The sequence below is a fragment of the Methylophilus sp. Q8 genome (genome assembly GCF_000800115.1).
Lineage (GTDB): Bacteria > Pseudomonadota > Gammaproteobacteria > Burkholderiales > Methylophilaceae > Methylophilus.
In genome coordinates this window covers 463,727-490,631 of record NZ_JUHE01000001.1, presented here as the reverse complement: position 1 = coordinate 490,631, position 26,905 = coordinate 463,727, and the positions used below count along the sequence as shown (strand labels likewise).

The window sequence follows — 26,905 nt, the reverse complement described above, 5'->3', positions numbered from 1 at the left end:
AAGGGAATGTTTGCCGACGTGCAATAATTGAGACAATTCCCCTCTATATCTTATACAATCTCGGTCTATTTCAATTTAACGCCGCACATGCGGAAATCGGTGTGACTCATGTTAGCCTCGTTGTTTAAAAAAGTTTTTGGCAGTCGTAACGATCGACTGGTCAAGCAGTATCAGCAAACCGTCAAACAAATCAATGCGTTAGAGCCAGAGACTCAAGCCTTGAGCGACGAGCAGCTACGTGCAAAAACCGAAGAGTTTAAACAGCGGTATAGCAATGGCGAGTCTCTGGAAAAATTGTTGCCAGAGGCATTTGCCGTGGTGCGCGAAGGCAGCAAGCGTGCGTTGGGCATGCGCCACTTTGACGTACAGCTGATCGGCGGTATGGTGCTGAATGCGGGCAAGATTGCCGAAATGCGCACCGGTGAGGGTAAAACCCTGGTAGCGACACTGCCAACGTATCTGAATGCCTTGACTGGCAAAGGCGTGCATGTGGTGACGGTCAACGATTACCTGGCCAAACGTGACGCGGAGTGGATGGGGCAGCTTTACAACTTTTTGGGCTTAAGCGTCGGCATCAATCTGTCACAAATGCCACACGATGCCAAGCAGCAAGCTTATGCTTCTGACATCACCTACGGTACCAATAACGAATTCGGCTTTGACTACCTGCGTGACAACATGGTGTTTAGTAAAGAGGAACGCGTACAGCGTCCTTTGCACTATGCGCTGGTGGATGAAGTCGACTCCATTCTGATTGATGAAGCACGTACGCCACTGATTATTTCTGGCCAGGCTGAGCACAGCGTTGATTTATACGGCGCCATCAACGAAGTCGCCAAACAACTGGTTCGCCAGCAAGTGGAAGACGGCGAAGGCGATTTCTGGGTCGATGAAAAAGCGCAAAGCGTGACCATGAGTGAAGCGGGCCATGAGCACGCGGAACAATTGCTGGAGCAAACAGGTTTGCTAACCGCAGGTTCCAGCTTGTATGAGCCGGCCAATATTACCCTGGTGCATCATTTGTATGCGTCCCTGCGTGCGCAAAATCTTTACCACCGTGACCAGCACTACGTGGTGCGCAATAATGAAATCGTGATTGTGGATGAGTTTTCTGGCCGTATGATGCCGGGCCGTCGCTGGTCCGATGGTTTGCATCAGGCAGTGGAAGCCAAAGAAGGCGTGGCGATCCAGAAAGAAAACCAGACACTGGCGTCCATCACGTTCCAGAACTACTTCCGCATGTACCAGAAGCTGAGTGGTATGACCGGTACGGCGGATACCGAAGCGTATGAGTTTAACCAGATCTACGCACTGGAAACCGTGGTGATTCCTACGCACAGACCGGTGCAGCGTTTGGATGCGATGGACAAAGTCTATCGCACCGGCATAGAAAAATATAAAGCGGTGATTGAAGATATCAAACAGTGCCAGGCCAAAGGCCAGCCAGTGTTGGTCGGTACGACTTCGATTGAAAACTCTGAACTGATTTCGCAATTGCTCACGCAAGCCAAGCTGGAACACCAGGTGTTAAACGCCAAACAGCATGAGCGCGAAGCAACCATCGTTGCTGAAGCAGGCCGTCCAGGCATGATCACGATTGCGACCAATATGGCCGGTCGTGGTACCGACATTGTGTTGGGCGGTAACTCAGAAGGTGAGATTCATGCGATTCGCAATGATGCCAATTTGAGCGATGCTGACAAAGAAAGCAAAATCGCCCTGCTGAAAGCAGAGTGGCAACAGCGCCACGATGCCGTGCTGGCTGCAGGCGGCTTGCATATTATTGGTACTGAGCGCCATGAGTCTCGCCGCGTCGACAACCAGTTGCGTGGTCGTTCTGGCCGCCAGGGCGACCCAGGCTCCAGCCGTTTTTACTTGTCTTTAGAAGACCAATTGCTGCGCATTTTCTCTGGTGAGCGTGTGGCGGCGATCATGACCCGCCTCAATATGCCGGAAGGCGAAGCGATTGAGCATGCCATGGTGACGCGTGCGATTGAAAACGCCCAGCGCAAGGTCGAAGGCCGTAACTTTGATATCCGTAAGCAGCTGCTAGAATACGATGATGTGTCTAACGACCAGCGCAAGGTGATTTACGAGCAGCGTAATGAATTGCTGGAGTCGGTCGATGTGGGTCAAACCATACGTGCCATGCGTGAGGATGTGATTAACAGTCTGTTTAATACCCATGTGCCACCAGGCAGCGTGGAAGAGCAGTGGGAAGTGCCTGCGCTGGAACAAGCATTACAGGATGAGTTGAGCATCGGCTTGCCGGTCGCTGAGTGGTTGGAAAACAACCCTGACTTGCATGAAGAAACCTTGCGTGAGCGCATTCTGGATGCGGCTAACGAAAGCTATGGCTCAAAAGAAGCCCTGGCTGGCAATGACAATATGCGCAATTTTGAACGTGCAGTCATGTTGCAAAGCCTGGATAACCATTGGCGTGAACATCTGGCAGCGTTGGATCATCTGCGTCAGGGTATCCATTTGCGCTCCTATGCGCAGAAGAACCCCAAGCAAGAGTACAAGCGTGAAGCGTTTGAGTTGTTTGAGTCGTTACTGAATACCGTCAAGAGCGAAGTCACCAAGATTACCATGCAGGTGCAGGTGCGTTCTCGCGAAGAGCTGGAAGAGGAAGAGCGCCGTGCCGAAGAGGCCATGCGTGCGGCGGATGTGGGCAACTTGCAATATCAGCACACAGATTATGACTCTGCATTAACCAATAGCGGGGATGCAGCACAGCCAGCACAGGGCTTGCCAGAAGGCGTGCGTGTTGGCCGTAATGATCCTTGTCCGTGCGGATCAGGCAAGCGTTTTAAAAACTGCCATGGCGCATTAAGCTAACCATTGTATTGAACTAACATTGCATTGAACTAGGCAGCGAAAGGGATTCAATATGTCAGATCAGGAAATTCCATCCCCGTGTGTCGGGGTATGCAGTATTGATGACAGTAACGGTTTTTGCCAGGGCTGTTTTAGAACCATAGACGAAATCCGCCAGTGGTGGGATCTTGATCGCGCGGGTAAAGCGGAAGTGATCAAACTGGCTAATGCGCGTGAAGCTGCGGTATTTGGTGAATAGTGACTCGCCTCAAGTAACAAAGTAAAAAGCCGGCAATCGCCGGCTTTTTTATATTCGGATGTTGCTATAGATCTGCGAGTGGCTGATCACCCAAGGTATTCGATTGTGCGTCCAGTTTACCGATCACCATTTTGAGTGAGGCGTTCAGGCTTTGTAAAGAATCGGTGTCCAGGGTGGCCAGTACTTGCGGCAAAATACCATCGACCGGTTTGGGTGCTTTGGACAGCACAGCGTGGCCCGCTTCGGTCACAATCAGCCCGACTTTGCGTTGATCCTGGCTCAGACGCTGTTTTTCGACCAATTGTCTTTTGACCAGTTTTTCTACCAGTAAGCTACAGGTGGATTGATGAATGGCAAGGTTTTCTGCCAGGCGGGAGACCCCTAATTCTGGATGAGTAGCGATTTCATGCAAGAGCCAAAGCTGTGAACCTGAGATGCCGCACGAAGCTTCAATTTCTCTAAAATGTTGTCTGACGGTACCGAAAATAATTCGAAATTGTTTTAAAGCTTCTTTTGCGAGTGAGTTTTGCATGATTAATTTAATGTAAATATTTATGTTCATTTTACCAGTTTCCACCAGATAACATGGCTTCGCTATGTTTATCGCGATAAAAATTCCCGTTTCTATCGGTGGTTTTAGACAAAAAAGTCGTTTTTAGCCACAAACGCTAGCCCAGTTTGGCAGACCGGTCTGTCTTATTTTTGTGACTATTTCGATCGCAGGCTATCGGTTGTGATAGCTTGTTGCTGATGAAGAGAGAGTAACGTTTCTAAGCCGAATTCGATGACAGCCTCGGAGGAAAAATGCGGGATTGTTTGCGCTAATTGCAGCAGATGGTGATGTGAGGTGGCCGTTTGTGTTTGCAACTGTTGCAATAGTTGGTAGGTGATCGCATTGAGCTGGATAAAACAGACTTTAAACTCGGGCGTACGATACACCAGTAAAAACGTAGGTATTGTCTCAACCGTATTCTGTTTTTTTGAGAGCAGGTGTACCGCATAATCGTAATGCAACAATTGGTGCACACCACACAACTGCACAACGCGATGCAACAGTGCATGCCCTTGCGTAAAGTGTTCGACAGTTGAATCAGCCGGCGCGGCATCCACTTGCTGACCAAGTAGCAGCTCTATCCATTCGTAGTGCGCCAGTTGCGCGGTGTAGGCGGGCAAGTCCGCTGGTATTTCTGCGTGCAGAAAAGCGACAAAACTGCCGGGAATATCCTTGAACAGCGGGCTGTTAAATTGCTGTGAAAAGAAACACTGCCGCACCAGTTTGCTAAAGCGGCGCTGTCCCAGAATGTCACGTAGCACCGGAAAACAGGCGCTGACGCTGGCCTCAAAGTTGTTGAACACGATTTCACGGTAGACACGCATGCGCTTATCGCTGACCCCTGTCGGTTTGGCATGCCGGGCCGGGTGCCGCAGGTGGGCAGTAAATGCCGCTTGGTATGTTTGAAATGCAGGCATCAGGCTACCTTATGCACGTTCTGTGTACGGGCGGGCTCTGCTTGCTGTTGCAAGATTGCGATGCGGTCGACTTCCTGCATCAGGGCAGGCAGCGGGGGAATATGACTATCACGCTCCAGCAAGGTCGGGAACACAGCCAGCTTGTTATAGGCATATGTTAAAAGCTGCCACACCGGGTCGATAATCGCTTCGCCATGTGTATCCACCAGTAAATCTGGTTCGACTTGCAAATGCCCTGCCATATGACCATACACAATACGCTCGGCCGGAATCTGCTCCAGGAAGGCATAGGCGTCAAAGCCAAAATTGACACTATTTACATAGACATTATTAATATCCAGATGTAAATCGCAGTCGGCTTCGGACAGTACAGCATTGATAAAGCTGATTTCATCCATCTCGGAGATAGGGGCTGCCACATAAAATGAGGCATTCTCTACTGCAATGCGGCGCTCCAGAATGTCTTGGGTTTGACGGATACGTTGCGCCACATATTTAACCGCCTCTGCGGTAAACGGGATGGGCAGTAAATCGTAAATATAGCCATTGGCAGTATCGCTGCAATAGCTTAAATGTTCGGTATAGAGGGGAATCTCAAAATCAGCCAGAAACTGTTTGACCTGCTTGAGAAAGCTGACATTGAGTGGGTCAGGCCCGCCCAACGATAAACATAAGCCATGGCAGGCTATCGGGTAATGCTGGGCCAACCAGTCCAGTTCGGCAGCATATTTACCACCGGCCTGAATCCAGTTTTCGGGGGCGATTTCCAGAAACTGCAACTGTGCAAGCAATGGCTGACCATATTGCTGCATCAGCTGGGGCAGCAGCTCACGCTTTAGCCCCAGGCCCGCACCGCGAATGTCCGATAGCTGTGCCATGAATATGGTTGCCGACGATTACTTGCTGGCGTGGCAGGCGCCTTCTTTCATTTTTTCAGCTGAGCAACTGCCTTGTTTCATCTTGTCTGCTGAACAAGAGCCTTCTTTGGCTTTGTCATGATGGCAAGAGCCCTCCTTCATTTTTTCGGCTGAACAGCTGCCTTCTTTCGCTTTCTGCTTGTTTGCCCCACATTTTCCGCTGCTACATTTACCTTCTTTGGCTTTGCTGTCAGTTGCATCTGCTACCTGGTAGCCTTGGCCCAGTGTTTTCAATTCAAACGGATTGCTGCCTGCATGGGCTGCTGCTGCAATGGATAACGCTACTGCACCAGTAATCACAGCCATTTTATGTGTCGTCATGTTGCTTCCTTTTTCAAACAGGGTTTAAAAGTGGACATCAGTAAAATTTGTCCAATTGTTGCGTAATGCGTTCCCGTGCTGCCTGTGACAACGCAATTTCGCTGTCATTCGTTACTTGCTGCTGCCAAACCTGCATGGCGTTGCGAATCCATTTAAGCTGTTGCGTAAAACGTCGGCAATAGATACAGATAGCCAGGTGCAACCTGACCGCCCAGCGCTCACGCCAGGTGAGCGGGCGGTCAAGTGATTGCGATACCAGCACGCTGGTTTGTTTGCAATTCAGCATCTCTTTGTCCGTTTCACATTACGTGTTACCAGTGCATTTCAAGACATTTCCGCAGTCCCATACGGGCACGGTATAACATTACCCATGCATTGGTCGCGGTGATATTCAATGCCTTACAAATTTCTTCGTTTTCCATTTCATCCACATCACGCATGGTGAAAATGGCGGCCAGCTTTTGCGGTAAACGCGCCATACATTGCTGTAATACCTGCAAAAACTGTTTTTGCTGCAAGGCGTCATGTGGCACATCCCAAGCTTGTGGTTTTTCTGCCCAATGGCCGGTTTCGTCAAAAAACTCATCCATATTGGCATCTTCTTCGGTCAGGAGTTCCGAGGCCGGGATTTCGCGTACCTGCTTGCGCATGCAGTCAATGATTTTGTGTTTCAGGATGCCCGTGAGCCAGGTGCGTGGGCTGGATTGCGCTGCATAGTTGGGATTTTTGATCGCAGCCAGCAAGGTCTCCTGCACCACGTCTTCTGCCTGATGCGGATCGCGTAGCCGCGTTAGCGCAAAGCGATACAAATAATTGCCATGTTCGTTAAGCCAGTCGTGCGGATTAGATTTCATGACGGCTATTGAAGCATAATTCAGGCAGACGGAGCAATGCTGGCGCGTTGCTCGATCAGGCTTAAATAATGCGCAGCATCCAGCCCTGTCTGGTTGCGTTGTGCCAGCCAGATGGTTTCGGCCAGGCATTCGAGCAGGGCATGCTGCGCTTCATGTTCTTCTTGGAACTTTGTACACAGTTTGCCGTAGGCTTGTGTAATGCCGATGGGCTGGTTGATGCTGATTTGCTCCTGGATGGACAGGTGTAGACTCATATGCAAGAACGGGTTGGTTTCGCCCATTTCCGGATAATAAGCTTGTTCCAGGTATTGCTCGGGATGGTCCAGAATCGCGTGGTATTCGGGATGCAGATGCATAATACCCACCGCCATTTTTTCGAGGTCGGTCAATATGTTTTGCTGTTTGAATTTGGCCCAGGCATCAAAGAAAAACTGGCGAACTTCATCGCGGCTGGGATTAAATAAGGCCATGATTAACTCTCTGCCGGTGGTTTCACCGGGTGTATTTGCTTGTCTTGGAATTCACATAAATCAGCAATGCAGCATTCACCGCATTTGGGGTTGCGTGCCGTGCAAGTATAGCGCCCATGCAAAATCAGCAGGTGATGGGCGTCTTGTAAAAACTGCTTTGGCGTCGTGCTCAAAAAGCGCTGCTCTACCTCAAGCACGTTTTTGCCCTGGGCCAGTTTGGTACGGTTGCCGACGCGGAACAAATGCGTGTCGACAGCAATGGTGGGTTGGCCAAATGCCGTGTTGAGGATGACATTGGCGGTTTTTCGGCCCACCCCAGCCAGCGCCTCTAGCGCTGCGCGGGTATCGGGCACTTCGCCGCCATGCAAGGTGAGCAGTTGCTGGCAGCATTTGAGCACATTATTGGCTTTGGCATGATAAAGGCCTATGGTTTTAATATAGCTTTCCAACCCTTCCAGGCCGAGATCCAGAATGGCTTGTGGTGTGTTGGCGACTTTGAATAGTTTGCGCGTGGCGATGTTCACGCCTTTGTCAGTGGCTTGCGCCGACAATATGACCGCAATCAATAATTCAAAGGTCGAGCCGTGTTCCAGTTCGGTGGTCGGGTTGGGGATGGCTTGTGCCAGTCTCTCGAAAATCGCCAGTCTTTTTTGGGCATTCATAACAAATATTTCGTTGATGACAGCAAGGGTTAACCTGCTTTTTGTGCTTTTACACGCGCTATCGCGGCGGAAAGGGCGGCTTGTTTGAGGGTGTCTGCTGAAGGAGCCGCTGCGCTGATGTCTGCCGTATCCGTTTGCGCGGTGCCAGCGTATGCAGCGGGGCGTTGATGATAGGTTTGGGCTTTGTTGTGTGTTTCAAATGCCTGTCGCTTGAGTCGCTGCTCGTGACGGCGTCTTGCCAGGTCGGACTCCTCTGTATTCATCGCCAATGCACGGCCAGCCACAGTTTGTATACTGATGCAATCGACCGGGCAGGGTGGCAGGCATAATTCACAGCCGGTACATTCCTGGCTGATCACGGTATGCATGAATTTGGCGGCACCAAGGATAGCATCGACCGGGCAGGCGGCGATACACAGTGTGCAGCCTATGCACGTCTCTTCATCAATCACCGCCACTGCTTTGGCTTTGGTCATGCCATGGGCGGGATTTAACGGCAGGTAAGGGCGCTGCAGTAAGTCGGCCAATGCCCGAACACCTGGCTCACCGCCTGGCGGACACTGGTTGATATTGGCCTCGCCATTGGCAATTGCTGCCGCATACGGTTTGCAGCCGTCATAACCACACTGGCGGCATTGTGTTTGCGGCAGCAGAGCATCAATCTGCGCAATCAATGTGTGCTGCTTGAGTCGGCTCGTTGTCTGCATGTTACCTTGGCAAGAACGCTATTTAATCCCTGTTGCAAAGGCTGACATTATAACTGAAACCATGTTTGACGATGGCTTGGCAGGCCTTGTCTGGTGGCGAAGCGGGTTCTTTGGCGTTCAGGCGCATAATCAGTTAAAATATTCGCTTTATTATTGAATGGCGCTAGGTATGTTTACGGGCAGTTTGGTCGCAATCGTGACCCCGATGTTTGAAGATGGTCGTTTGGATCTGGACGCGCTCAAAAAGCTGATCGATTTTCATATCGACGCCGGTACAGATGGCATTGTCATCGTCGGTACTACCGGCGAATCCCCTACTGTCAATGTTGACGAACATTGCTTGCTGATTAAAACCACGGTTGAGTATGTGGCCAGGCGTGTGCATGTGATTGCAGGCACAGGGGCCAACTCGACTGCTGAAGCGATTGAGCTGACAGCGAAAGCAAAAAGCCTGGGTGCGGATGCTTGCCTGCTGGTTGCGCCTTACTATAACAAGCCTTCACAAGAGGGCTTGTACCAGCATTTTAAAGCGGTCGCCGAAGCGGTTAACATTCCACAGATTTTATACAATGTGCCAGGCCGTACCGGCTGTGATTTAAGCAATGATACGGTGGTGCGTTTGGCGCAAGTGCCTAATATTGTCGGCATTAAAGATGCGACGGGTGGCATTGAGCGCGGTACGGATTTGCTGTTGCGCGTGCCAGCCGACTTTGCCGTGTATAGCGGTGATGATGCGACATCGCTGGCGTTGATGTTACTGGGCGGCAAAGGCGTGATTTCGGTGACTGCCAATGTAGCACCGCAATTGATGCACGAGATGTGCGTGCATGCCTTGAATGGCAACATTGCTGCGGCCAAGGCGGCGAATGCCAAATTGTTCGCCCTGCATCAGAAATTGTTTGTAGAGGCGAACCCGATTCCGGTGAAATGGGTATTGCAGCAAATGGGCTTGATTGCCACCGGCATTCGTTTGCCGCTGGTGAATTTATCCAGCCAATATCATGAAGTATTACGCAGTGCCATGAAGCAGGCTGATATTGCCGCTTGATTGAGCGAAGACTAAATTTAGGGTGAAATAAGTGAAATACATGAATCATGTTTGGTTACAACGGGCCGTGCTGGTCAGCCTGGTGACAGTACTGGCTGCGTGCGACTCTATCCCGTTTATCGATAACAGCTCTGATTACAAAGGTGCAGGCCGTTCCAAACCACTGGAAGTTCCCCCTGACCTGACCGCCGTGCGCACCAGCAGCACTTATAACGTGCCTGGCAGCACCAGCTATTCTGCTTATAGCCAAAATCAGGATGCACAAGAGCAAAACGGCCCGCAGCCGGTGCTGGCCGATATGAAAAACGTGCGCATGGTTAAGGCTGGACAACAGCGCTGGTTGGTGGTGAATGCTCCGGCTGAAAAAATCTGGCCGATTGTGCGTGATTTCTGGCTGGATCAGGGCTTTGCGGTCAAAGTAGAAAATCCGGAACTCGGTGTGATTGAAACCGAGTGGTTGCGGTCGGATGCTATCAAGCCGAAAGAAGATAATCGTGGCTATGGCGAGAAGTTTGATGCCTGGTTGGATAAACTCTCCGGCTTTGCCGACAGACGTAAATTTCGCACCCGCATAGAGCGCGGTGAAAAAGACGGGACCACTGAGATTTATATGACGCATCGGACGGTGGCAGGTGCGCCGGATGATGGTAAGAATTACGTCAATACCCAGTTGGGTAAAATCGACACTGGTTATCGCGCCAATGCGGCAGACAATAAAAACAATGCCGGGCAGGAGTTTGATGCTGACCTCGATGCTGAATTATTGCGCCGCATGATGGTGAAACTGGGCCTGGATGAGCAGAAAGCCGATCAGGTCATGACACAAGTGGCTTCAGACAAGCGCGCTGACGTGATTAAAGAGCCTGACCAGAGCGTGACTTTGAAACTCAATGAGCCATTCGACCGCGCCTGGCGTCGTGTGGGGTTGGCGCTGGATCGTATTGGTTTTGTCACAGAAGATAAAAACCGTTCCGAAGGTATTTTCTATGTGCGTTATGCCGATACCGATGCAGAAGATCCTATCAAGCAGAAAAAAGGCTTGCTGGAGCGTCTGAAGTTCTGGGGCAGTGATGAAGACGAAAAATCGGCAGCACCGGTTGAAGTCAAACCTGGCGATAAAACCAAGTTCTGGAAAGGCACTTCAGACGGTGACAAGTCGAGCAAGCAGTATCGTATTCAGGTACTGGAAAATGCAGATGACACCACCGATGTGTATGTGTTGACGGTGGATAACAAGCGCAATACGTCGACCACGGCTAACCGTATTATTTCCCTGCTGTATGAGCAACTGAAATAACAGAGGCCAGGTGTGCGATTTGCATCTTTAGGCAGTGGCAGCGCAGGCAATGCCACTGTGGTAGAAGCCGGGGAAACCCGGCTTTTGCTTGACTGTGGCTTTAGCGTGAAAGAAACCGTGCAGCGCTTGGCGCGCCTGGATCTGCAACCCGAACAACTCTCGGGTATCCTGGTCACACACGAGCATGACGACCACGCGCGCGGGGCGTTCAAATTGGCAGCACGTTACCAGATTCCTGTCTGGTTGACGCATGGCACTTACAGCATGTGCCAGCGCTACCTGCCGACACAGGCGGTCACGATCAATATCATTGATGCGCATACGGTGTTTGCTTTACAAGAGATCGAAGTATTACCTTATCCGGTGCCGCACGATGCGCGCGAACCGGCGCAATTTGTGTTTGGTGATGGGGCCCGCAAATTTGGCGTGTTGACGGATGTCGGCAGCGTTACACCGCACATTGTGATGATTCTGCAAGGCTGTGATGGTTTGTTGCTTGAATGCAATCATGACCTGGACATGCTGCGAACCGGCCCTTATGCGCACTCACTGAAAAAACGGGTGGGCGGCTGGCTAGGGCACCTGGATAATCAATCCAGTGCGCAATTACTTGGTCAGCTGGATAACAGTAAGCTCAAACATCTGGTGGCTGCGCATCTGAGCGAGAAAAATAATACGCCTGCTTTGGCGAAGCAGGCGTTGAGTGCAGTACTAAACTGCGCCAGTGATTGGGTACAGATTGCCCATCAGCACGATGGGCTGGGCTGGCGTGATTTATAGTTGATCTATGTTGCTAATCCAGCACCATGATCTGTTCTGACAAGCGGATCATGCGCTCAACCGGCGTCACCCAGACGATGCCATCGCCGACATTGCCGGTATGGGCGACTTCAACGATGGTCTGCAAAACGCCTTCCACCAGTTCATCTGGCACCACCATATATATATAGACTTTGGGGCTGTAATCGGTCAGCTCTTCACGCACACCCACACTCGGTTTTTGCAAGTGTGGGCCACAACCTTCCATCTTGTTGACTGACATGCCGGGAAAGCCTTTGATATTCCGCAGTGCAGAGCGTATCTTTGCCAATCTCGCCGGTTGTATGACTGCTTTGATTTCTTTCATAAAAATATCCTTTAGAGCATAGACTCACTGGGGCAGCATTATGCCTCTATTTTACTTTCTTCAAACTTACGATAGAGGGTAGGCACCACAATCAGCGTGAGCAGGGTAGAGGTAATCAAGCCACCAATCACTACAATCGCCAACGGTCGCTGTACCTCGGCGCCTGGGCCTGTCGCAAACAGGAATGGCACCAGCCCCAGCATGGCCACCGTGGCGGTCATCATCACCGGCCTGAAGCGCTGGGCGCAGCCTTTGCGGATAGCTTCGAGTTGACTCAGGCCTTCTTCACGCAGGGTGCGGATATACGATACCAGTACCACCGCGTTGAGCACTGCGATCCCCCACAAGGCAATAAAACCTACTGATGCCGGAACTGACAAGTACTCACCTGTGACAAACAAGGCAATCACGCCACCAATTGAGGCAAAGGGTAGCACCAGAATAATCATGGTGGCAAACCGCAAAGACTGGAACAACAGGAACAGCAGGAAGAAAATGGCCGCAATGGTCACCGGGATAATGATCATCAAATGGCCCATGGCGCGTTCCATGTTCTGGAACTGGCCACCGTACTCCAGATAATACCCATCCGGCAACTGCAGTTTTTGCCCCAGCACCTGTTGCAACTCAGCCACAAAGCCACCGAGGTCGCGGTCTTTGACATTGACGCCAATCACGATACGGCGTTTGGCCAATTCACGACTGATTTGCGCCGGGCCATCCTTGATCTCGATATCGGCCAGATCTTCCAGCGCGACACGTGAGCCATTGGGCGAAGTCAGCATAATGTTGCGGATGGCTTCTTCATTATTGCGGAAGGATTCCGGATAACGCACCGCCGCTGAGAAACGGCGCTGGCCTTCAAAAATCTCAGTCGCAATTTTGCCGCCTATGGCGGTTTCAATCACATCATGGACATCAGATGCATTGATACCATGACGGGCAATGGCCTGACGGTCAATCGTGATATTCAGGTATTGCTGCCCTGAGACTTTCTCTACCTTGATTTCAGTGGCGCCTGTCACCGAGCCTGCAATTTTGGCGATCTCATCTGCTTTTTGCTTGAGTGCATCCAGGTCTTCACCAAAAATCTTCACCGCTACGTCGGCACGCACACCGGTCAGCAGCTCATCGACGCGGTCAGAGATCGGTTGTGCCATGATGATTTGTACACCCGGAATATACTTCTCCAGTACTTGACGCATTTTTTCAGCAATATCATCCTGGGTCCATCCCTCGGGCCACTGATCACGCGGCTTGAGGCTAATAATCGGCGTAGATTCGTTTTGTGCCTGTGCATCGGCCGGGCTTTCACCGCGACCCAGTCCGGAGATGGCCGATTTGATACCAGGCACTTGCTCCATGATCAGCTTCATCGCCTTGCTCTCCATTTTCATGGATTCTTCCAGAGAGATATTAGGCACGCGGTTAATGCCGGGGACGATAGAGCCTTCTTTCATTTCCGGGATAAATGAGGTGCCCAAAAATGGAAACAGCGCAATCGTGCCAACAAAGACCAGGGCCGAGGCCAGGATGGTTTTCTTCTCATTATCAAGCACCCAGTTCAGTGCTGATAAATATGGTCGTTTAATGGCTTGTATCAGCTTGGTATCGTCGCCACTGCCGCCTTTGAGCATATAGGAGCACAGGGCTGGTGTCAGGGTCAGCGACAATACCAGCGACACAAACAGCGCAATGGCAATGGTGTAGGCCAAAGGCGCAAACATTTTGCCTTCCATGCCTTCCAGTGTCATTAGGGGCAAGAACACCAGGATAATGATGCCGACGCCAAACAATACCGGTGTAGCCACTTCCGTCGCCGCTTCCAGGGCGACGCGGATTCTGCTTTCATCTTTGCGATGTCCCAAATGGTGAAAGGTATTCTCCACCACCACGACAGAGCCATCGACCATCAGGCCAATGGCGATGGCCAGGCCACCCAATGACATGAGGTTGGCAGAAATACCGTAATGGTTCATGACCATAAAGGTGATCAAAGGCGTCAGGATCAAGGTGCCGACCACAATCAGGCTGGAGCGTACATCGCCCAGGAACAGGAACAGAATCACAATCACCAGGATAATGCCTTCAATCAGCACTTTGGTGACGGTGTGCAAGGCCGCATCAACTAACTCGCTGCGATCATAGTAGGGCACAATCTGCAGGCCATGTGGCAACATGCCTTTGCTGTTGATTTCTTCCACACGGGCTTTGATGCGGCTTACTACTTCCTTGGCGTTGCCGCCACGCATCATGATGACAATGCCACCGACGGATTCCGTATCGCCATTTTTGAGCACCACACCCACACGTACCTCATGGCCGATGGTGACTTCTGCGACGTCGCGGATATAGACCGGCGTGCCATTTTCTTCTTTTAGCACCATGTTACGGATATCGTCCAGGTTTTGCACCAGGCCGACACCACGAATCAGATACTGTTCGGCATAATGCGGCAAAATGCCGCCGCCGCTGTTGGCGTTATTACGCGCCAGTGCTTCATACACATCTTTGAGTTTGATCGAAAAATGCGTCATGCGGTCCGGGTTGACCAGCACCTGGTACTGCTTGACGTAGCCGCCTTGCGAGTTGATTTCAGCCACGCCTGGGATGCCGCGTAGCAATGGGCGTACCACCCAGTCCTGAATCGCTCTACGCTCTGTCAGATCAGCTTGCGTCAATGCCTTTTTACCGTCATCCGGTTTATCCAGCGTGAATTGATAGACCTCGCCCAGGCCAGTAGACACAGGTCCGAGGATAGGTGTTACGCCTTGTGGCATGCGCTCCATCACTTCCATCAGCCGTTCCATCACCAGTTGCCGGGCAAAGTAGACGTCGGTGCTGTCGGTAAATACCAGCGTGATCAGGGATAAGGCATTTTTATTCACCGAGCGCATTTCGGTCAGGCCGGGCAAGCCCGTCATGGCGATTTCCAGCGGTACGGTGATGAAGCGTTCGACTTCTTCCGGCGACTTGCCGGTGGCCTGTGTGGCAATCATGACCTGAACGTTAGTCACATCCGGGAAAGCATCGACAGACAGTTTTTTAACTGCAAACAGGCCAGCAAGGATAAATCCGACAGCCAGGACCAGCACAATCAGGCGCTGCTTAAGCGCGCCTCGAATTAGGGATTCAATCATGCCTTACTCCATTTCTTTGCGCTTGCGTTCATTGTTGACATGAAACGCGCCATCGAGCACGATTTGATCGCCTGGTTGCAAGCCTTGCAGTACTTCTCTGTTGCCTTGATAAGTCCGGCCCAGGGTGACTGGCAGCAATTTATACTGGGTGGATTTTAGGGTTTGTACAAACACATGGTCGGCATTGTTTTCACGCACCACAGCGGTGGACGGAATCGCAATGACTTTCTCCGGTTTGGCTTCCAGCAAAATGGTAATCAGCATATCCGGCTTTAACAGCATTTTTTCGTTGCTGATATTGGCGCGCGCCATCACGGTACGCGTGGCCGGATTTACGATATCACCTACAAATGCCAGCGTACCCGTCAGTTCAGCATCATCCAGTGCCGGTACTTCAATATCCAGCGACTGGCCTTCTCTAATGTGTGCAATTTGCTGCTCCGGGATTTCTGCCACTGCCCATACATGCGACAAGTCAGCAATCACAAACAGTTCTTCTGCCGGTGCTACCACCTGGCCCAGCCTGGCTTTACGTGCAATCACCGTGCCGGTGATTTTAGAGTTCACCTGGCTGGTTGACATGCCACTGTTATGCAAACCCAACTGGGAAATGCTGGCAGGCGGCATGCCGAGTACCAGTAACTGGTCACGGGCGGCATTCAATTCGGCATTGGCGGCATTGAGTTCACCTTCACGGCGCTGCAATTCCGCCAGGCTGATCACATCAGCTTCCAGCAATTGTTTGGCGCGGTCGACCGCTTTGGTTTGTAATTGCATCTGCTGGCTGGCTTTGATGTAACTTAGTTGATATTGCGCTAGCTCTGTACTCTTAATCACGGCCAGTCGCTGGCCCGCTTTCACTTCATCGCCCAGATTGACATCCAGCGTGCTGATACGGCCGGTGATAGATGCGCCAGCTCTGGATTCATATTGTTCATCGACCTGGATGCGACCAGGAATACGCAAGGTATCGACAAAATCGAGTTCGGCGACCGGGCCGATGCTGACGTTAGCAGCCAGTTCTTTGGTCAGCATGACCAGGCTTGGGTCCACGACCTCTTTGGTTTCTGGGGCCGGGGCAGCTTTTTCTGTGCACGCGGTAGACATGACAGCCAGCGCGGCAGCTAGCAAAGTTGAAAATAAAACACGAGACATGACCATCCCCTTAAGGTTGAACCAAATCCGAACCGATGAAGCGTTCGATTTGCAATACACTGAAAAAATAATCGAATTTGGCAATCAGATAGTCACGTTTGACATCACGATTGACGCGTTGCGCATCCAGGTATTCCAGGATGCCGCGTTCTCCGAATTTATAAGCGGCTTCTGCGCGACTGAGGGTCGCTTCTGATTGTTGCAGCAAGCCATTTTCAAATACTTTGAGCTGGTTGCTGGCGATCACGGTACGTTGGTAGGCACTATCAATCTCTTTACGCAGCAACTGGTGTTGCAACTTGATATTGGCATCTGCCTCCTCAATGCCGGCGGCGGCTTGTGCAATCTGGCCGTCACGGCGGTTCCAGACGGGTAATGGCACCACGACACCGACTCTGAATGTGTTGAGGTCAGGATCTTGGGTAAAGTCGGATTTCAAGGTGAGGCCAGGAAAGCGTAAGGATTGCTCCAGTTTGAGTTTGGCTTCCGCACTGTCTTTTGCCGTGATCAGCTGTTGCAGGTAAGGGTTGTTTTCGGCAGACTTGCGTAAGTCGATGATACTGGGCAGGGTTGAGATCGTGGGTAGTTCAGATTTGACTTCGAACGTGTCTGGCATATTGCCTATCATGCCGCGCAAAATCGCTTTGGCTTCATCAATACGGGTTTGTGCACTGGCATAATCACGTTCTGCTGCCAGCACCTCAGTATCCGCCTTGATCAGCTCATATCTTGCGGCCTCACCCACATCTACCTTGCGTTTTATTTTGGTCTGGATTTCCTGCAAGATGCTGAGGTTCGCACCCAGCATATGCAGAATCTGCTGGCGCAAGAGCACCGTCAGATAGGCCTGTTTGATCAGGTTGCGCAGATCAAAGCTCGTGGTCTGGATGCCTTTTTCAGCGTAAGTCAGTTGCTGTTCAGCCAGTTCACGGCGCGAGCTACGTGTACCGGGAAAGTCCAGCGGTTGCGAAATGGTGACGCCATAGTTTCTTTCGCTGGCACCTGGCGTTGGCACACCACGGTATCTGGCTGGTCCTGCCATCACTTCCAGGTCCGGGTTATAGAAAGATCTTGCAACGGTGATGCCTGCCGCAGCGGCTTCAATTTGTGCTTTGCTGACAGCCATCATCGGGTTTTCGGCCACGGCTTTATCCAGCAGGGTTTTCAGGTCAAAAGTGGTTTCTGCAAATGCAACGGGGGTAATGCAGCAATATAGCCACAATAGCCTGCATGCTTTCCGCCAGCGGGTCGAACTTAACATAACGATCCTTTTTCAGGTGACTGTTCATATCATAATGTCACAGCCACCTTAACTAATAATTAAAATGACGCTTTCAGCCAATAAAGCTAAAAGGTTGGGAAAGTTGTTAAGCGAGTTGGGGCGGCCGGTCAAGCCAGAAGCCGAGTTGCAGGTGATAGGAGGATAGATGATGCTCAGGGGCGAGGTAGGTGGTTTTATGCAGCGGGTAGCTAAACCCAGGTAGCAGGATTTTGTCGACATCTACTTCGGCGATTTCCAGCATGTCGACGCAACAACTGCCTTGGCCAAAGTCGGCGGATAAACTGTCATCAATGGCATTGGAGAGGCTTGCCGCCGAGATGCCGGTTTCTAATAGCGAAGTCGTGACCGCCGGTTCGGCAGCCGTTGTCTGCAAAGCAAACAGCAAACACAACACATGTAGAAAATAAAATATCTTTTGCATTACAACATCATATCTGTCAGGCAATACATTTACAGCAATAACTATACCATCAATATGGGAACACCTAACGTATTGATTTTATGTCATCCGTGACCTAAATAGGCAGATATGGTAGTGCGTTGGGGATTTTTTGCACCAAACTGGTGCGGGAAAGCCACGGCGACATTGTAGTAGATGTCACCGTGGTATCAAAGTTCCAGCCAGATTAGGCTGAAATGGTTTCTTCTTTAAAAATCAGTTTAATCTGATCGTTGTCATCAATGTCGATATGGACAAGACCACCGTCGTTCAGGCGACCGAACAGCAGCTCATCCGCCAGTGCCTTGCGTATCGTATCCTGAATCAGTCTTGCCATTGGGCGTGCACCCATCAACGGGTCGAAGCCTTTTTTACCCAGGTAGGCCTTGAGCTCATCACTAAAGGTGACATCCACTTTCTTCTCATGCAATTGATCTTCCAGCTGCATGAGGAACTTGTCGACCACACGCAGAATGACATCCTGATTCAGTGCGCTGAATGATACCGTCGCATCCAGACGGTTACGGAATTCAGGGCTGAAGAAACGCTTGAGGTCAGCCGCTTCATCGGTACTGTCTTTACTGTTGGTAAAGCCTATGCTCGATTTAGACAGGTTTTCCGCACCTGCATTGGTGGTCATGATAATCGTCACATTGCGGAAATCTGCTTTGCGGCCATTATTATCAGTCAAGGTGCCATGATCCATCACTTGCAGCAGGATATTGAAAATATCCGGATGCGCTTTCTCAATTTCGTCCAGTAACAGCACGCAGTAAGGTTGCTTGGTCACGGCTTCGGTCAGCAGGCCACCCTGGTCAAAACCAACATAGCCCGGAGGCGCACCAATCAGGCGCGACACTGCGTGACGCTCCATATATTCCGACATGTCAAAACGCAGCAATTCAATGCCGAGCACATAAGCCAATTGCTTGGCCACCTCGGTTTTACCCACCCCGGTCGGGCCCGCAAACAGGAAGCTACCAATCGGTTTGCTGCTGTTACCCAAGCCGCTACGCGCCATTTTGACGGCAGAAGACAGCACTTCAATCGCTTTGTCCTGGCCGAATACGACTGCTTTCAGGTCGCGCTCCAGTGTTTTCAGCGCATTGCGGTCATCGCTGGAAATGTTTTTGGGCGGAATACGCGCAATTTTGGCAATGATTTCTTCAATCTCTTTATTGCCAATAATTTTCTTCTGTTTGCTCTTTGGCAGAATACGCTGCGCAGCACCGGCTTCATCAATCACGTCAATCGCCTTATCTGGCAGATGGCGGTCGTTAATGTACTTGGCTGATAACTCAGCTGCCACTGTTAAAGCACTGGCGCTGTATTTCACGCTATGGTGCTCTTCAAATTTGGTTTTCAGGCCTTTGAGAATCTCAATGGTTTCGGCCACGCTAGGTTCTTGCACGTCGATCTTCTGGAAACGACGTGACAAGGCATGGTCTTTTTCAAAGATGCCGCGATATTCCTGATAAGTCGTGGCGCCTATGCATTTGAGTGAGCCATTGGACAAGGCTGGTTTCAGCAGGTTGCTGGCATCCAGCGTACCACCACTGGCCGAACCTGCGCCAATCAGGGTATGGATTTCGTCAATAAACAGAATTGCATCAGGCTTCTCGGCCAGCTGTTTCATGACGGCTTTCAGACGCTGCTCAAAGTCACCACGGTATTTGGTGCCAGCCAGCAGGGCGCCCATATCCAGTGAGTAAACCGTGGCATTTTCCAGTACTTCCGGAATGTCATTGCTGACGATACGCGACGCCAGGCCTTCCGCAATGGCGGTTTTACCCACACCAGCTTCGCCTACCAGTAAAGGATTGTTCTTGCGACGACGGCACAAGGTCTGGATCACACGTTCCAGCTCCTGACTGCGACCGATCAATGGGTCGATTTTGCCAGCAATCACTTGTGCGTTCAGGTTGAGGGTAAAGCTTTCCAGTGCGCCGGTGCTGACGCTTTCGCCTTCAGTTTCCTGCTCAGTGCTGGATGCCTTGGGTTCATTTTCCTGGATTTTAGCCACGCCATGCGAAATAAAGTTAACCACATCCAGGCGAGTGACGCCTTGCTGATGCAGGAAAAATACGGCATGGGAATCTTTTTCACCATAGATCGCAACCAGCACATTGGCGCCGGTGACTTCTTTTTTGCCGGAAGACTGTACGTGCAGCATGGCACGCTGAATCACCCGTTGAAAGCCCAGGGTCGGTTGCGTGTCAACCTCTTCAGTCCCGGCCACTGTCGGGGTGTGTTCTTCGATATATTGACTCAGTTCACTGCGCAGTGTGTCAAATTTGGCACCGCAAGCGCGCAGGACTTCTGCGGCGGTTGGGTTGTCCAACATAGCCAGTAACAGATGCTCAACCGTAATTAATTCGTGACGCTTTTGTCGCGCGTCCATAAACGCCATGTGCAGGCTAACTTCAAGTTCTTGAGCAATCATGATGACTTTCCTTAATACACTACACTACAAAAAACGCCTCATTCACAGACGTAACTTCATGCAATACCGGTAAAACCTGTCTGTTTATTGTTATCGTGCTTTTTTCCAAAAAATTCAATGTGTCGTCGCTGCTTTTTGCTCACTTTTATATGAGTCAAGCTCGCCAGAATCACCTCATTACCATGCTACCACTGTGCAATCTGACTTTAACCGCAAGTATGTCAGTGTATTTGCCCGATATTCTCAGGATGCTACGACTGGACATCACCGTGAGCCATCCGATTGGAACCGTTTCATCTCGCATCTTTGGCATCTGGCGGTCGCGTTTCAAGCGGCTTCAATCACACATTGCAAAGGGTGTTGTGCTTCGCGGGCAGATTCCAAGACCTGATGCATTTTGGTTTCTGCAATATCCTGTGGGTAAACGCCACATACGCCCATGCCCTCTGTATGTACTTGGAGCATGATTTGTGTCGCTTGTTCACGAGACTTGTTAAAAAAACGTTCAATGACGGCGACGACAAACTCCATGGGGGTGTAGTCGTCGTTGAGCAACAACACCTTATATAACTCTGGAGGCTTGGGTTTGGCAACCTGGGATTCAAGAGCCAGATCACCTTCACGCTTGGGTCGTACCATAGTTTTGTATACCTGTCTTAGAACCTATTTTGCGCCTTGTATTGAAAAATTCAAGGGCCTGATGCAGGAGAAGTCCGGCTTTTTAAAGATAAATTTTGACGCGCTTGACGATACGGTCCTGTACGTCGAGGATTTCCAGCTTATGTTCACCGATTTTAAAGCTGGTGTCGGGCTCCGGAATGCCTTCAAAGTGCTCAAGAATTAAACCATTCAATGTGCGTGGACCGTCGGTAGGCAGGGAGAGTTTCAATTTACGGTTGAGATCTCGCAGCAGGCTGCCGCCATCGACCAGCCAGCTGCCGTCTTCATGTTGATGGAAGTGGCTGGCATGCTCGGGTGACTGGGTGGTGAATTCCCCCACCACTTCTTCCAGAATATCTTCCAGTGTCAGCAAGCCCTTGAACTCACCATATTCATCGACGACCAGCGCAATGCGTTCATGTCGCTTCTGAAACTGTTGCAATTGCGTGTAAAGCGGAGTGCCGGACGGAATATAGTAAGGCAGGCTCATGGCCGCCTGTAGCAGTGCTTTGGTTGGTGCTTTGCCGATGTGAAAATCACGCAGCAGAGGCAGCACCTTGCGTACATGCAAAATACCGACGATATCTTCGTGGTCACCTTGCCTCACCGGCAGGCGCGAATGATGGCTGCGCGCCAGTTGTTCCATGATCTGGTCTATCGTATGGTCGAGGTCAATAAATTCAACCATGGTATGCGCGGTCATCGCGTCGTCAACAATAATGTCTTCGAGGTCTAGCAGGTTCAGCAGAATGGTGCGGCTTTGCGAAGGAATATATTGCCCGGCATCGCTGACAATGCTGCGTAATTCCTCGGTGGTGACTGATTGCGCCTGCTCGTCAAAATTGACGCGTACACCCAGCAATTTAAGGAAGGCTTTGACGAATAAGTTGACAAACCAGACCACCGGCGTGAACAGCCAGAGAATGGGGTAGAGTAAATAGCTGCTGGCAAAACCAAGTTTTTCGGCATGGGCGGCGGCGATGACTTTAGGCGATATTTCACTGAAGACGAGGATGGCAAAGGTGATGGCCAACGAGCCAAACATCAGGACGTAATCGCCTTCGCCAAACAGGCGTTCTGAAATCACGACTTCTAAGGTAGAGGAGCCAACGATACAAAAGGTATTGCCTAATAGAATGGCGCCCAGTGTTTTATCGGTTTGTGCAATGAGGCGGCTGGCCAGTTTGGCGCCGCGATGACCTTCTTTGGCGAGGTGCCGCATCCGGTAACGGTTGAGCGACATCAGGCTGGTTTCGGCGATGGAGAAAAAGGCTGTCAGTGACAGCAACAGCAAGAGCAGACCAATCTGCCAGCTTAATGGGATGTTGTCCAAAAGAGTGGAGTTAAAAACAAGAAGCCACTAGTGTACCCACCAGTGGCTAAAAATCAAGCATCGTGACAGTTTATCGATGCCGCTTAAAAGGCAATCACTTAAGGCGCAACGGCTGCCTCATCTTCTTTCGGTTTTTTCTCGGTGTCGCCAATCAGGTTGGCGCGGCTCACGCCCAGCCACATAGCAATCGGGCAGGCGACCAGTACTGACGAGTAAATACCAAACAAAATGCCGATGGTCAGTGCCAGTGAGAAGTTGTGCAAGGTTTCGCCACCAAAGAACAGCATGGAACAGACCATGGTCTGCGTCATCATGTGGGTAATGATGGTGCGTGACATGGTGCGTGTAATCGCATTGTCGATCACCTGCACCGCGCTTGCTTTACGCATCTTTTTGAAGTTCTCACGCACGCGGTCAAACACCACCACGGATTCGTTCACTGAGTAACCCAATACCGCGAGAATCGCCGCCAGTACCGTGAGGTTAAACTCCCATTGGAAGAAGGCGAAGAAGCCGAGGATAATAATGACGTCGTGCATATTGGCGATAATCGCGGCTACCGCAAAACGCCATTCAAAGCGCAGTGCCAGATAGCCCATGATGCCCGCACACACCAGCAGCAAGGCCAGTGCGCCGTTTTCATATAGCTCTTCACCAACTTGTGAGCCTACTGATTCAACGCGACGAATTTCTGCCCCTGCATCTGCCGCCTTTAATGCGCTGGAGATTTTTTCGGATAATTGCGCGATTGACAGCTCTTTTTTCACCGGCAGGCGGATCAGTACATCCTGGCTAGAGCCAAAGTTTTGTACGGTGACATCTTTCAAGCCAACACCATCCATCACCTGGCGGATCTGCTCAATATTGGCCGCAGCCGAGTAGTGCACCTCCATGACCGTGCCGCCAGTAAAGTCGACGCCGTAATTCAGGCCGCGATGCAGCAGGAAAAAGATCGCCAATATAAAGGTAATCAGCGAAATCGAGGTGGTTAGACGCCCGTAACTCATGAACGGGATATCTTTTTTAATTCTGAATAATTCCATAATCTATTCTCTTTTATGCGTTGTCAGCGGCGATGCGATGGCGATTAACCAATCGGCAGATGCTCGATCTTGCGGCGGTAGCCGTACAACAAATTGACCAGTGCACGGGAGACCAGCACGGCGCTAAACATGGAAGTCATAATGCCTAACACGTGTACCACGGCAAAGCCCTTGATTGGGCCGGTACCAAACATAAATAAGGCCAGACCGGCAATTAGTGTGGTGACGTTGGAGTCCAGAATGGTATCGAATGCGCGGTCGTAACCCGCGTGGATACTGGCTTGTGGCGTGTTGCCGTTGCGCAGCTCTTCACGGATACGTTCGTTAATCAGCACGTTGGCATCAATCGCCATGCCCAGTGCCAGTGCAATCGCTGCCAGGCCTGGCAAGGTCAGTGTCGCTTGCAGCATGGAGAGAATTGCCACCAGCAACAACAGGTTGACGCCCAGTGCCATGACAGAAACACCACCAAAGACCATGTAGTAAACAATCATCATCACCGCAATCGCAGCAAAGCCCCACAACGTAGAATGCACGCCGCGTTTGATGTTTTCTTCACCCATGCTTGGGCCAACGGTACGTTCTTCGATGATTTCCATCGGTGCCGCCAGTGCACCCGCACGCAGCAGCAGTGAAATGTCGGTGGCTTCCTGGGCATTCGCCATGCCGGAAATCTGTACGCGACCGCCGCCAATTTCTTCGTTAATCACCGGTGCGGTGACCACTTCGGTGCTGCCTTTTTCAATCAGTAGAATCGCCATGCGTTTGCCGACGTTTTCACGGGTCACGTTTTTAAAGATGCCTGCACCACGGCCATCCAGCGTCACGTTGACCACGGAAGAACCATTCTGGCCATTCACGCCAGGGCCTGCATCGGTAATACGGTCACCGGTGAGCACCACGCTCTTTTTCACCAGTACCGGGCGGCCTTCACGATCAGAAAACAATTCGTCACCAAAGGGCACCTGGCCAGCTTGCGCCTTTTGTAGCGTTGCCATGTCGGATTTTTCTTCATCCACCATGCGGATTTCCAGCGTTGCCGTGCGACCTAGGATTTCCTTGGCTTTAGCCGTATCCTGTACGCCAGGTAATTGCACCACAATACGGTCCACGCCTTGTTGTTGCACGATAGGCTCAGCCACGCCCAATTCGTTAATCCGGTTATGCAGGGTTTGCAAGTTTTGCTTGAGCGCAAATTCCTGGATGCGTTTTTGTGCTACCGCGCTCATGCTGGCCGTGACGCTAAAGTCTTTATCGCTGCCTGCAATTTTGTAGGTCAGGTCAGAAAAATCTTTGGCTAACAGATTACGTGCTTTAGTTGCTTCCGCTTCTGATTCAAATTTAATCACCACCACCTGGCCTTGACGCTCAATGCCGTAGTAATTGATTTTTTCCTTGCGCAAAGACATGCGGAAGTCGCCAACCGTACTTTCTGCAGCTTTATCCAGCGCCGCTTTCATGTCCACTTGCAGCAGAAAGTGCACACCACCACGCAAGTCCAGGCCCAAATACATCGGCTTGGCGCCTATGCTTTGCAGCCAGTTTGGTGTTTGTGGTACCAGGTTGAGCGCCACGGTGTAGTCTTTACCCAGGTTGCCAACCAGTTTGTCTTTAGCCAGCAATTGCGTATCCGTATTGGCAAAACGCACTTTCACGCCGCTGGCATCCATAAACAAACCGTCAAACGGGATGTTGGCCAGTTTCAACGTGTCTTCCACTCTCTGTAGCAGGCTCTCATCTACTTTGAGTGAGGTTTTGGCCGGGCTGATTTGCACCGCTGGCGATTCACCAAAAAAGTTGGGGATCGTGTACAGCAGGCCAATGATAAACACTGTGCCGATCAGCACGAATTTCCATATCGGATAACGGTTCATAACAAACTCTAGTTCAGAATGAAAGACAGGCGTGTCTTGTGTGGGTTAAATGGACTTCAATGTGCCCGCTGGCAACAGGGTCTGCACCGTGTGTTTTTGCACATTGACCACTGTATTGGCCGCGATTTCAATGCTGACAAAGTTTTCGCTCACTTTAGTCACTTTGCCAACGATACCACCGGTGGTTGCCACTTCATCACCAGCCTTCAGGGTTTCCAGCATGGATTTATGCTGTTTTGCCTGTTTGATCTGCGGACGGATCAACATAAAGTAAAACAAGACAAAAATCACCACCATAGGCAAAAAGCTCATGATGTCGGTGGCTGGGGCGCCAGCTGCGTAGGCGTTGCTGATAAACATATCTATTCCTAAGTCATACTGAAAATAACGCATGATTCTATCATAGAGCCTTGTTAATCTGTCATCAGCGATCTGTATGACTGCGCAATAACGCTTGACTGTGAATTGTAAAAGTATTTTAATGATTGGTCGCCATTGTCATTGGCGATAAAAGCAGTTCACGACTATTTTTTTAAAATTGGAGGAGCGTATGCAACATTATATAAAGTGTTTGGCAGCAGTTTCTTTGGCGATGTCTTGCCAGTTGGCGCAAGCAGGGGTGATTGTGCAGCCAGCGACAGTGGGCGCGTCAACATCTGATTTTGGTGGCTCGTATGCACTGGTGAATCAGATCAACCAGTCGGGCTTATCTGCAGGCTATATTGCAGGTGTGACAGACTTTGACAGCTTTGTCGCCGGTACGACGCACGATGGCCTGTCCGCGTTGAATTCAGGTTTCAGTGTAGGCCCTTTTGGCAGCTTTAGTTATGACCTGGGTGCTGTGTACAATATCGATGCCATCGGGTTATGGGCGACCGCCAATACTGGCTCGGTATTGCAATTTAATTTATATGCCGATAATGACAATGACTTTAGCAATGGCAACAGCGGTTTACTGGGTGGCTTTACTGCGGTAGGTTCGAATTACACTGCGGCAGATCCTGGTCAGGCATTTACTTTCGGTGACGTTTCTACCCGTTACGTACACATGGAAATCCTGACCACTGATGGCGGTCCACAGCCTGGTTTAGGTGAAGTGATTTTCCGTACGGCGACCATGGTGCCCGAACCTGAGCCAATGGCCTTGTTTGCGGTTGGTCTGGTGCCGCTTTGGTTGCGTCTGCGCAAAAAAGCCTGATTTGCAATTTGGTTAGTGATGTCAGTCAACGTTTAAAAGCCAGCACCTGTTTGCGTGCTGGCTTTTTTATCGTGTGTTGATGCTGAGGTGGAGTGATTGCAATAAAAGGTTGTTCTTTGGTTTGACGGTTGCTTTTCGCCTTTTCGGCGAGTTACTTTTCTTTGCTTGCACAAAGAACAAGTAACCAAAAGAAAGTGCACCCCAACTTCCGCTTGTATCCTGTGCTACTCGGCTTGTCGGGCGGCAATCAAAAACTCGCTCCTACGGAGCTCAAACAGTTGCTTGCCGACTACTCCCGCCAATCCTGCGTTGCTCGGCGCGGCAGATGGGGACCCCGAAAACCTGCGAGCGCCATCGTTTAGCAGGTTTAATAAAAGAATCCGGTTT

At 50.8% G+C, this 26,905-nt stretch carries 26 protein-coding genes; 6 read left to right on the top strand and 20 right to left on the bottom strand.

What is annotated here, in order from left to right:
• The first annotated feature begins 108 nt into the window (after positions 1 to 108).
• The gene (secA, locus tag GQ52_RS02440) at positions 109 to 2,841 is read left to right on the top strand and encodes a preprotein translocase subunit SecA (RefSeq protein ID WP_047514838.1); all 2,733 of its coding nucleotides are present in this window, start codon (positions 109 to 111) and stop codon (positions 2,839 to 2,841) included.
• 52 nt (positions 2,842 to 2,893) lie between these two features.
• Positions 2,894 to 3,079: a DUF1289 domain-containing protein gene (locus GQ52_RS02435; protein ID WP_019881368.1), complete on the top strand. Its 186-nt coding sequence runs from the start codon at positions 2,894 to 2,896 to the stop codon at positions 3,077 to 3,079.
• Between the two features lie 64 nt (positions 3,080 to 3,143).
• On the opposite strand, the gene GQ52_RS02430 is transcribed toward GQ52_RS02435, so the two are convergent.
• The 9 genes from GQ52_RS02430 to GQ52_RS02390 all read right to left on the bottom strand — a co-directional run bounded on the left by GQ52_RS02430 (position 3,144) and on the right by GQ52_RS02390 (position 8,480).
• Complete coding sequence (locus tag GQ52_RS02430; protein WP_029512308.1) at positions 3,144 to 3,611, bottom strand: MarR family winged helix-turn-helix transcriptional regulator; 468 nt, start codon at positions 3,609 to 3,611, stop codon at positions 3,144 to 3,146.
• A 176-nt stretch (positions 3,612 to 3,787) separates the two neighbouring features.
• The gene (locus GQ52_RS02425) at positions 3,788 to 4,549 is read right to left on the bottom strand and encodes a DUF2063 domain-containing protein (protein ID WP_047514836.1); all 762 of its coding nucleotides are present in this window, start codon (positions 4,547 to 4,549) and stop codon (positions 3,788 to 3,790) included.
• Positions 4,549 to 5,427: a DUF692 domain-containing protein gene (locus GQ52_RS02420; RefSeq protein WP_047514834.1), complete on the bottom strand. Its 879-nt coding sequence runs from the start codon at positions 5,425 to 5,427 to the stop codon at positions 4,549 to 4,551. The genes GQ52_RS02425 and GQ52_RS02420 overlap by 1 nt, the downstream gene beginning before the upstream one ends.
• A gap of 18 nt (positions 5,428 to 5,445) precedes the next feature.
• Positions 5,446 to 5,787, bottom strand: coding sequence for a hypothetical protein (locus tag GQ52_RS02415; protein ID WP_047514832.1), 342 nt, complete (start codon positions 5,785 to 5,787; stop codon positions 5,446 to 5,448).
• 37 nt (positions 5,788 to 5,824) lie between these two features.
• A complete protein-coding gene (locus tag GQ52_RS02410; protein ID WP_024929453.1) occupies positions 5,825 to 6,073 on the bottom strand; it encodes a zf-HC2 domain-containing protein in 249 nt (82 codons plus the stop codon).
• Between the two features lie 25 nt (positions 6,074 to 6,098).
• Positions 6,099 to 6,641, bottom strand: coding sequence for a sigma-70 family RNA polymerase sigma factor (locus GQ52_RS02405; protein ID WP_019881374.1), 543 nt, complete (start codon positions 6,639 to 6,641; stop codon positions 6,099 to 6,101).
• Positions 6,642 to 6,661: 20 nt separating this feature from the next.
• Positions 6,662 to 7,111, bottom strand: a complete 450-nt coding sequence (locus tag GQ52_RS02400; protein WP_047514829.1) for a DUF1841 family protein — start codon at positions 7,109 to 7,111, stop codon at positions 6,662 to 6,664.
• A gap of 2 nt (positions 7,112 to 7,113) precedes the next feature.
• Positions 7,114 to 7,773, bottom strand: a complete 660-nt coding sequence (nth, locus tag GQ52_RS02395; RefSeq protein WP_047514826.1) for an endonuclease III — start codon at positions 7,771 to 7,773, stop codon at positions 7,114 to 7,116.
• Positions 7,774 to 7,802: 29 nt separating this feature from the next.
• Positions 7,803 to 8,480, bottom strand: coding sequence for an RnfABCDGE type electron transport complex subunit B (locus tag GQ52_RS02390; RefSeq protein WP_047514823.1), 678 nt, complete (start codon positions 8,478 to 8,480; stop codon positions 7,803 to 7,805).
• A 169-nt stretch (positions 8,481 to 8,649) separates the two neighbouring features.
• Between GQ52_RS02390 and dapA the strand changes: the two genes are divergently transcribed.
• Genes dapA through GQ52_RS02375 form a run of 3 tightly spaced genes read left to right on the top strand, consistent with a single transcriptional unit; the run spans position 8,650 to position 11,605 of the window.
• The gene (dapA, locus tag GQ52_RS02385; RefSeq protein WP_047518479.1) at positions 8,650 to 9,528 is read left to right on the top strand and encodes a 4-hydroxy-tetrahydrodipicolinate synthase; all 879 of its coding nucleotides are present in this window, start codon (positions 8,650 to 8,652) and stop codon (positions 9,526 to 9,528) included.
• Positions 9,529 to 9,568: 40 nt separating this feature from the next.
• Entirely contained in the window at positions 9,569 to 10,825 is a 1,257-nt protein-coding gene (gene bamC, locus GQ52_RS02380) for an outer membrane protein assembly factor BamC (protein WP_047514821.1), read from the top strand.
• A gap of 12 nt (positions 10,826 to 10,837) precedes the next feature.
• Entirely contained in the window at positions 10,838 to 11,605 is a 768-nt protein-coding gene (locus GQ52_RS02375; RefSeq protein ID WP_047514819.1) for an MBL fold metallo-hydrolase, read from the top strand.
• Between the two features lie 13 nt (positions 11,606 to 11,618).
• Here the strand turns inward: GQ52_RS02375 and GQ52_RS02370 are convergent, their stop codons facing one another.
• The 11 genes from GQ52_RS02370 to yajC form a co-directional block, all read right to left on the bottom strand.
• Positions 11,619 to 11,951 (bottom strand): P-II family nitrogen regulator, encoded by a 333-nt coding sequence (locus GQ52_RS02370; RefSeq protein WP_019881385.1) that lies wholly within the window; start codon positions 11,949 to 11,951, stop codon positions 11,619 to 11,621.
• A gap of 38 nt (positions 11,952 to 11,989) precedes the next feature.
• A complete protein-coding gene (locus GQ52_RS02365) occupies positions 11,990 to 15,091 on the bottom strand; it encodes an efflux RND transporter permease subunit (RefSeq protein WP_019881386.1) in 3,102 nt (1,033 codons plus the stop codon).
• Positions 15,092 to 15,094: 3 nt separating this feature from the next.
• Positions 15,095 to 16,246, bottom strand: coding sequence for an efflux RND transporter periplasmic adaptor subunit (locus tag GQ52_RS02360; RefSeq protein ID WP_024929460.1), 1,152 nt, complete (start codon positions 16,244 to 16,246; stop codon positions 15,095 to 15,097).
• Between the two features lie 10 nt (positions 16,247 to 16,256).
• Positions 16,257 to 17,507: a TolC family protein gene (locus GQ52_RS02355; RefSeq protein WP_235272930.1), complete on the bottom strand. Its 1,251-nt coding sequence runs from the start codon at positions 17,505 to 17,507 to the stop codon at positions 16,257 to 16,259.
• A gap of 106 nt (positions 17,508 to 17,613) precedes the next feature.
• Positions 17,614 to 17,949, bottom strand: coding sequence for a hypothetical protein (locus GQ52_RS02350; protein ID WP_024929462.1), 336 nt, complete (start codon positions 17,947 to 17,949; stop codon positions 17,614 to 17,616).
• Between the two features lie 205 nt (positions 17,950 to 18,154).
• Positions 18,155 to 20,410 carry an ATP-dependent Clp protease ATP-binding subunit ClpA gene (gene clpA / locus GQ52_RS02345; RefSeq protein WP_019881390.1) on the bottom strand — a complete coding sequence of 752 codons (2,256 nt, stop codon included), beginning with the start codon at positions 20,408 to 20,410 and terminating at the stop codon, positions 18,155 to 18,157.
• 327 nt (positions 20,411 to 20,737) lie between these two features.
• Complete coding sequence (clpS, locus tag GQ52_RS02340) at positions 20,738 to 21,049, bottom strand: ATP-dependent Clp protease adapter ClpS (protein ID WP_019881392.1); 312 nt, start codon at positions 21,047 to 21,049, stop codon at positions 20,738 to 20,740.
• An 82-nt stretch (positions 21,050 to 21,131) separates the two neighbouring features.
• Positions 21,132 to 22,403, bottom strand: a complete 1,272-nt coding sequence (locus tag GQ52_RS02335) for an HlyC/CorC family transporter (protein WP_019881393.1) — start codon at positions 22,401 to 22,403, stop codon at positions 21,132 to 21,134.
• Positions 22,404 to 22,501: 98 nt separating this feature from the next.
• Positions 22,502 to 23,446 carry a protein translocase subunit SecF gene (secF, locus tag GQ52_RS02330; RefSeq protein ID WP_047514816.1) on the bottom strand — a complete coding sequence of 315 codons (945 nt, stop codon included), beginning with the start codon at positions 23,444 to 23,446 and terminating at the stop codon, positions 22,502 to 22,504.
• Positions 23,447 to 23,490: 44 nt separating this feature from the next.
• On the bottom strand, positions 23,491 to 25,320 hold the full coding sequence (gene secD / locus GQ52_RS02325; RefSeq protein ID WP_019881395.1) for a protein translocase subunit SecD: 1,830 nt from the start codon (positions 25,318 to 25,320) through the stop codon (positions 23,491 to 23,493).
• A 45-nt stretch (positions 25,321 to 25,365) separates the two neighbouring features.
• Entirely contained in the window at positions 25,366 to 25,680 is a 315-nt protein-coding gene (gene yajC, locus GQ52_RS02320; RefSeq protein ID WP_019881396.1) for a preprotein translocase subunit YajC, read from the bottom strand.
• 190 nt (positions 25,681 to 25,870) lie between these two features.
• On the opposite strand from yajC, the gene GQ52_RS02315 reads away from it, so the two are divergent.
• Entirely contained in the window at positions 25,871 to 26,518 is a 648-nt protein-coding gene (locus tag GQ52_RS02315; RefSeq protein ID WP_047514814.1) for a hypothetical protein, read from the top strand.
• Positions 26,519 to 26,905: the final 387 nt, after the last annotated feature.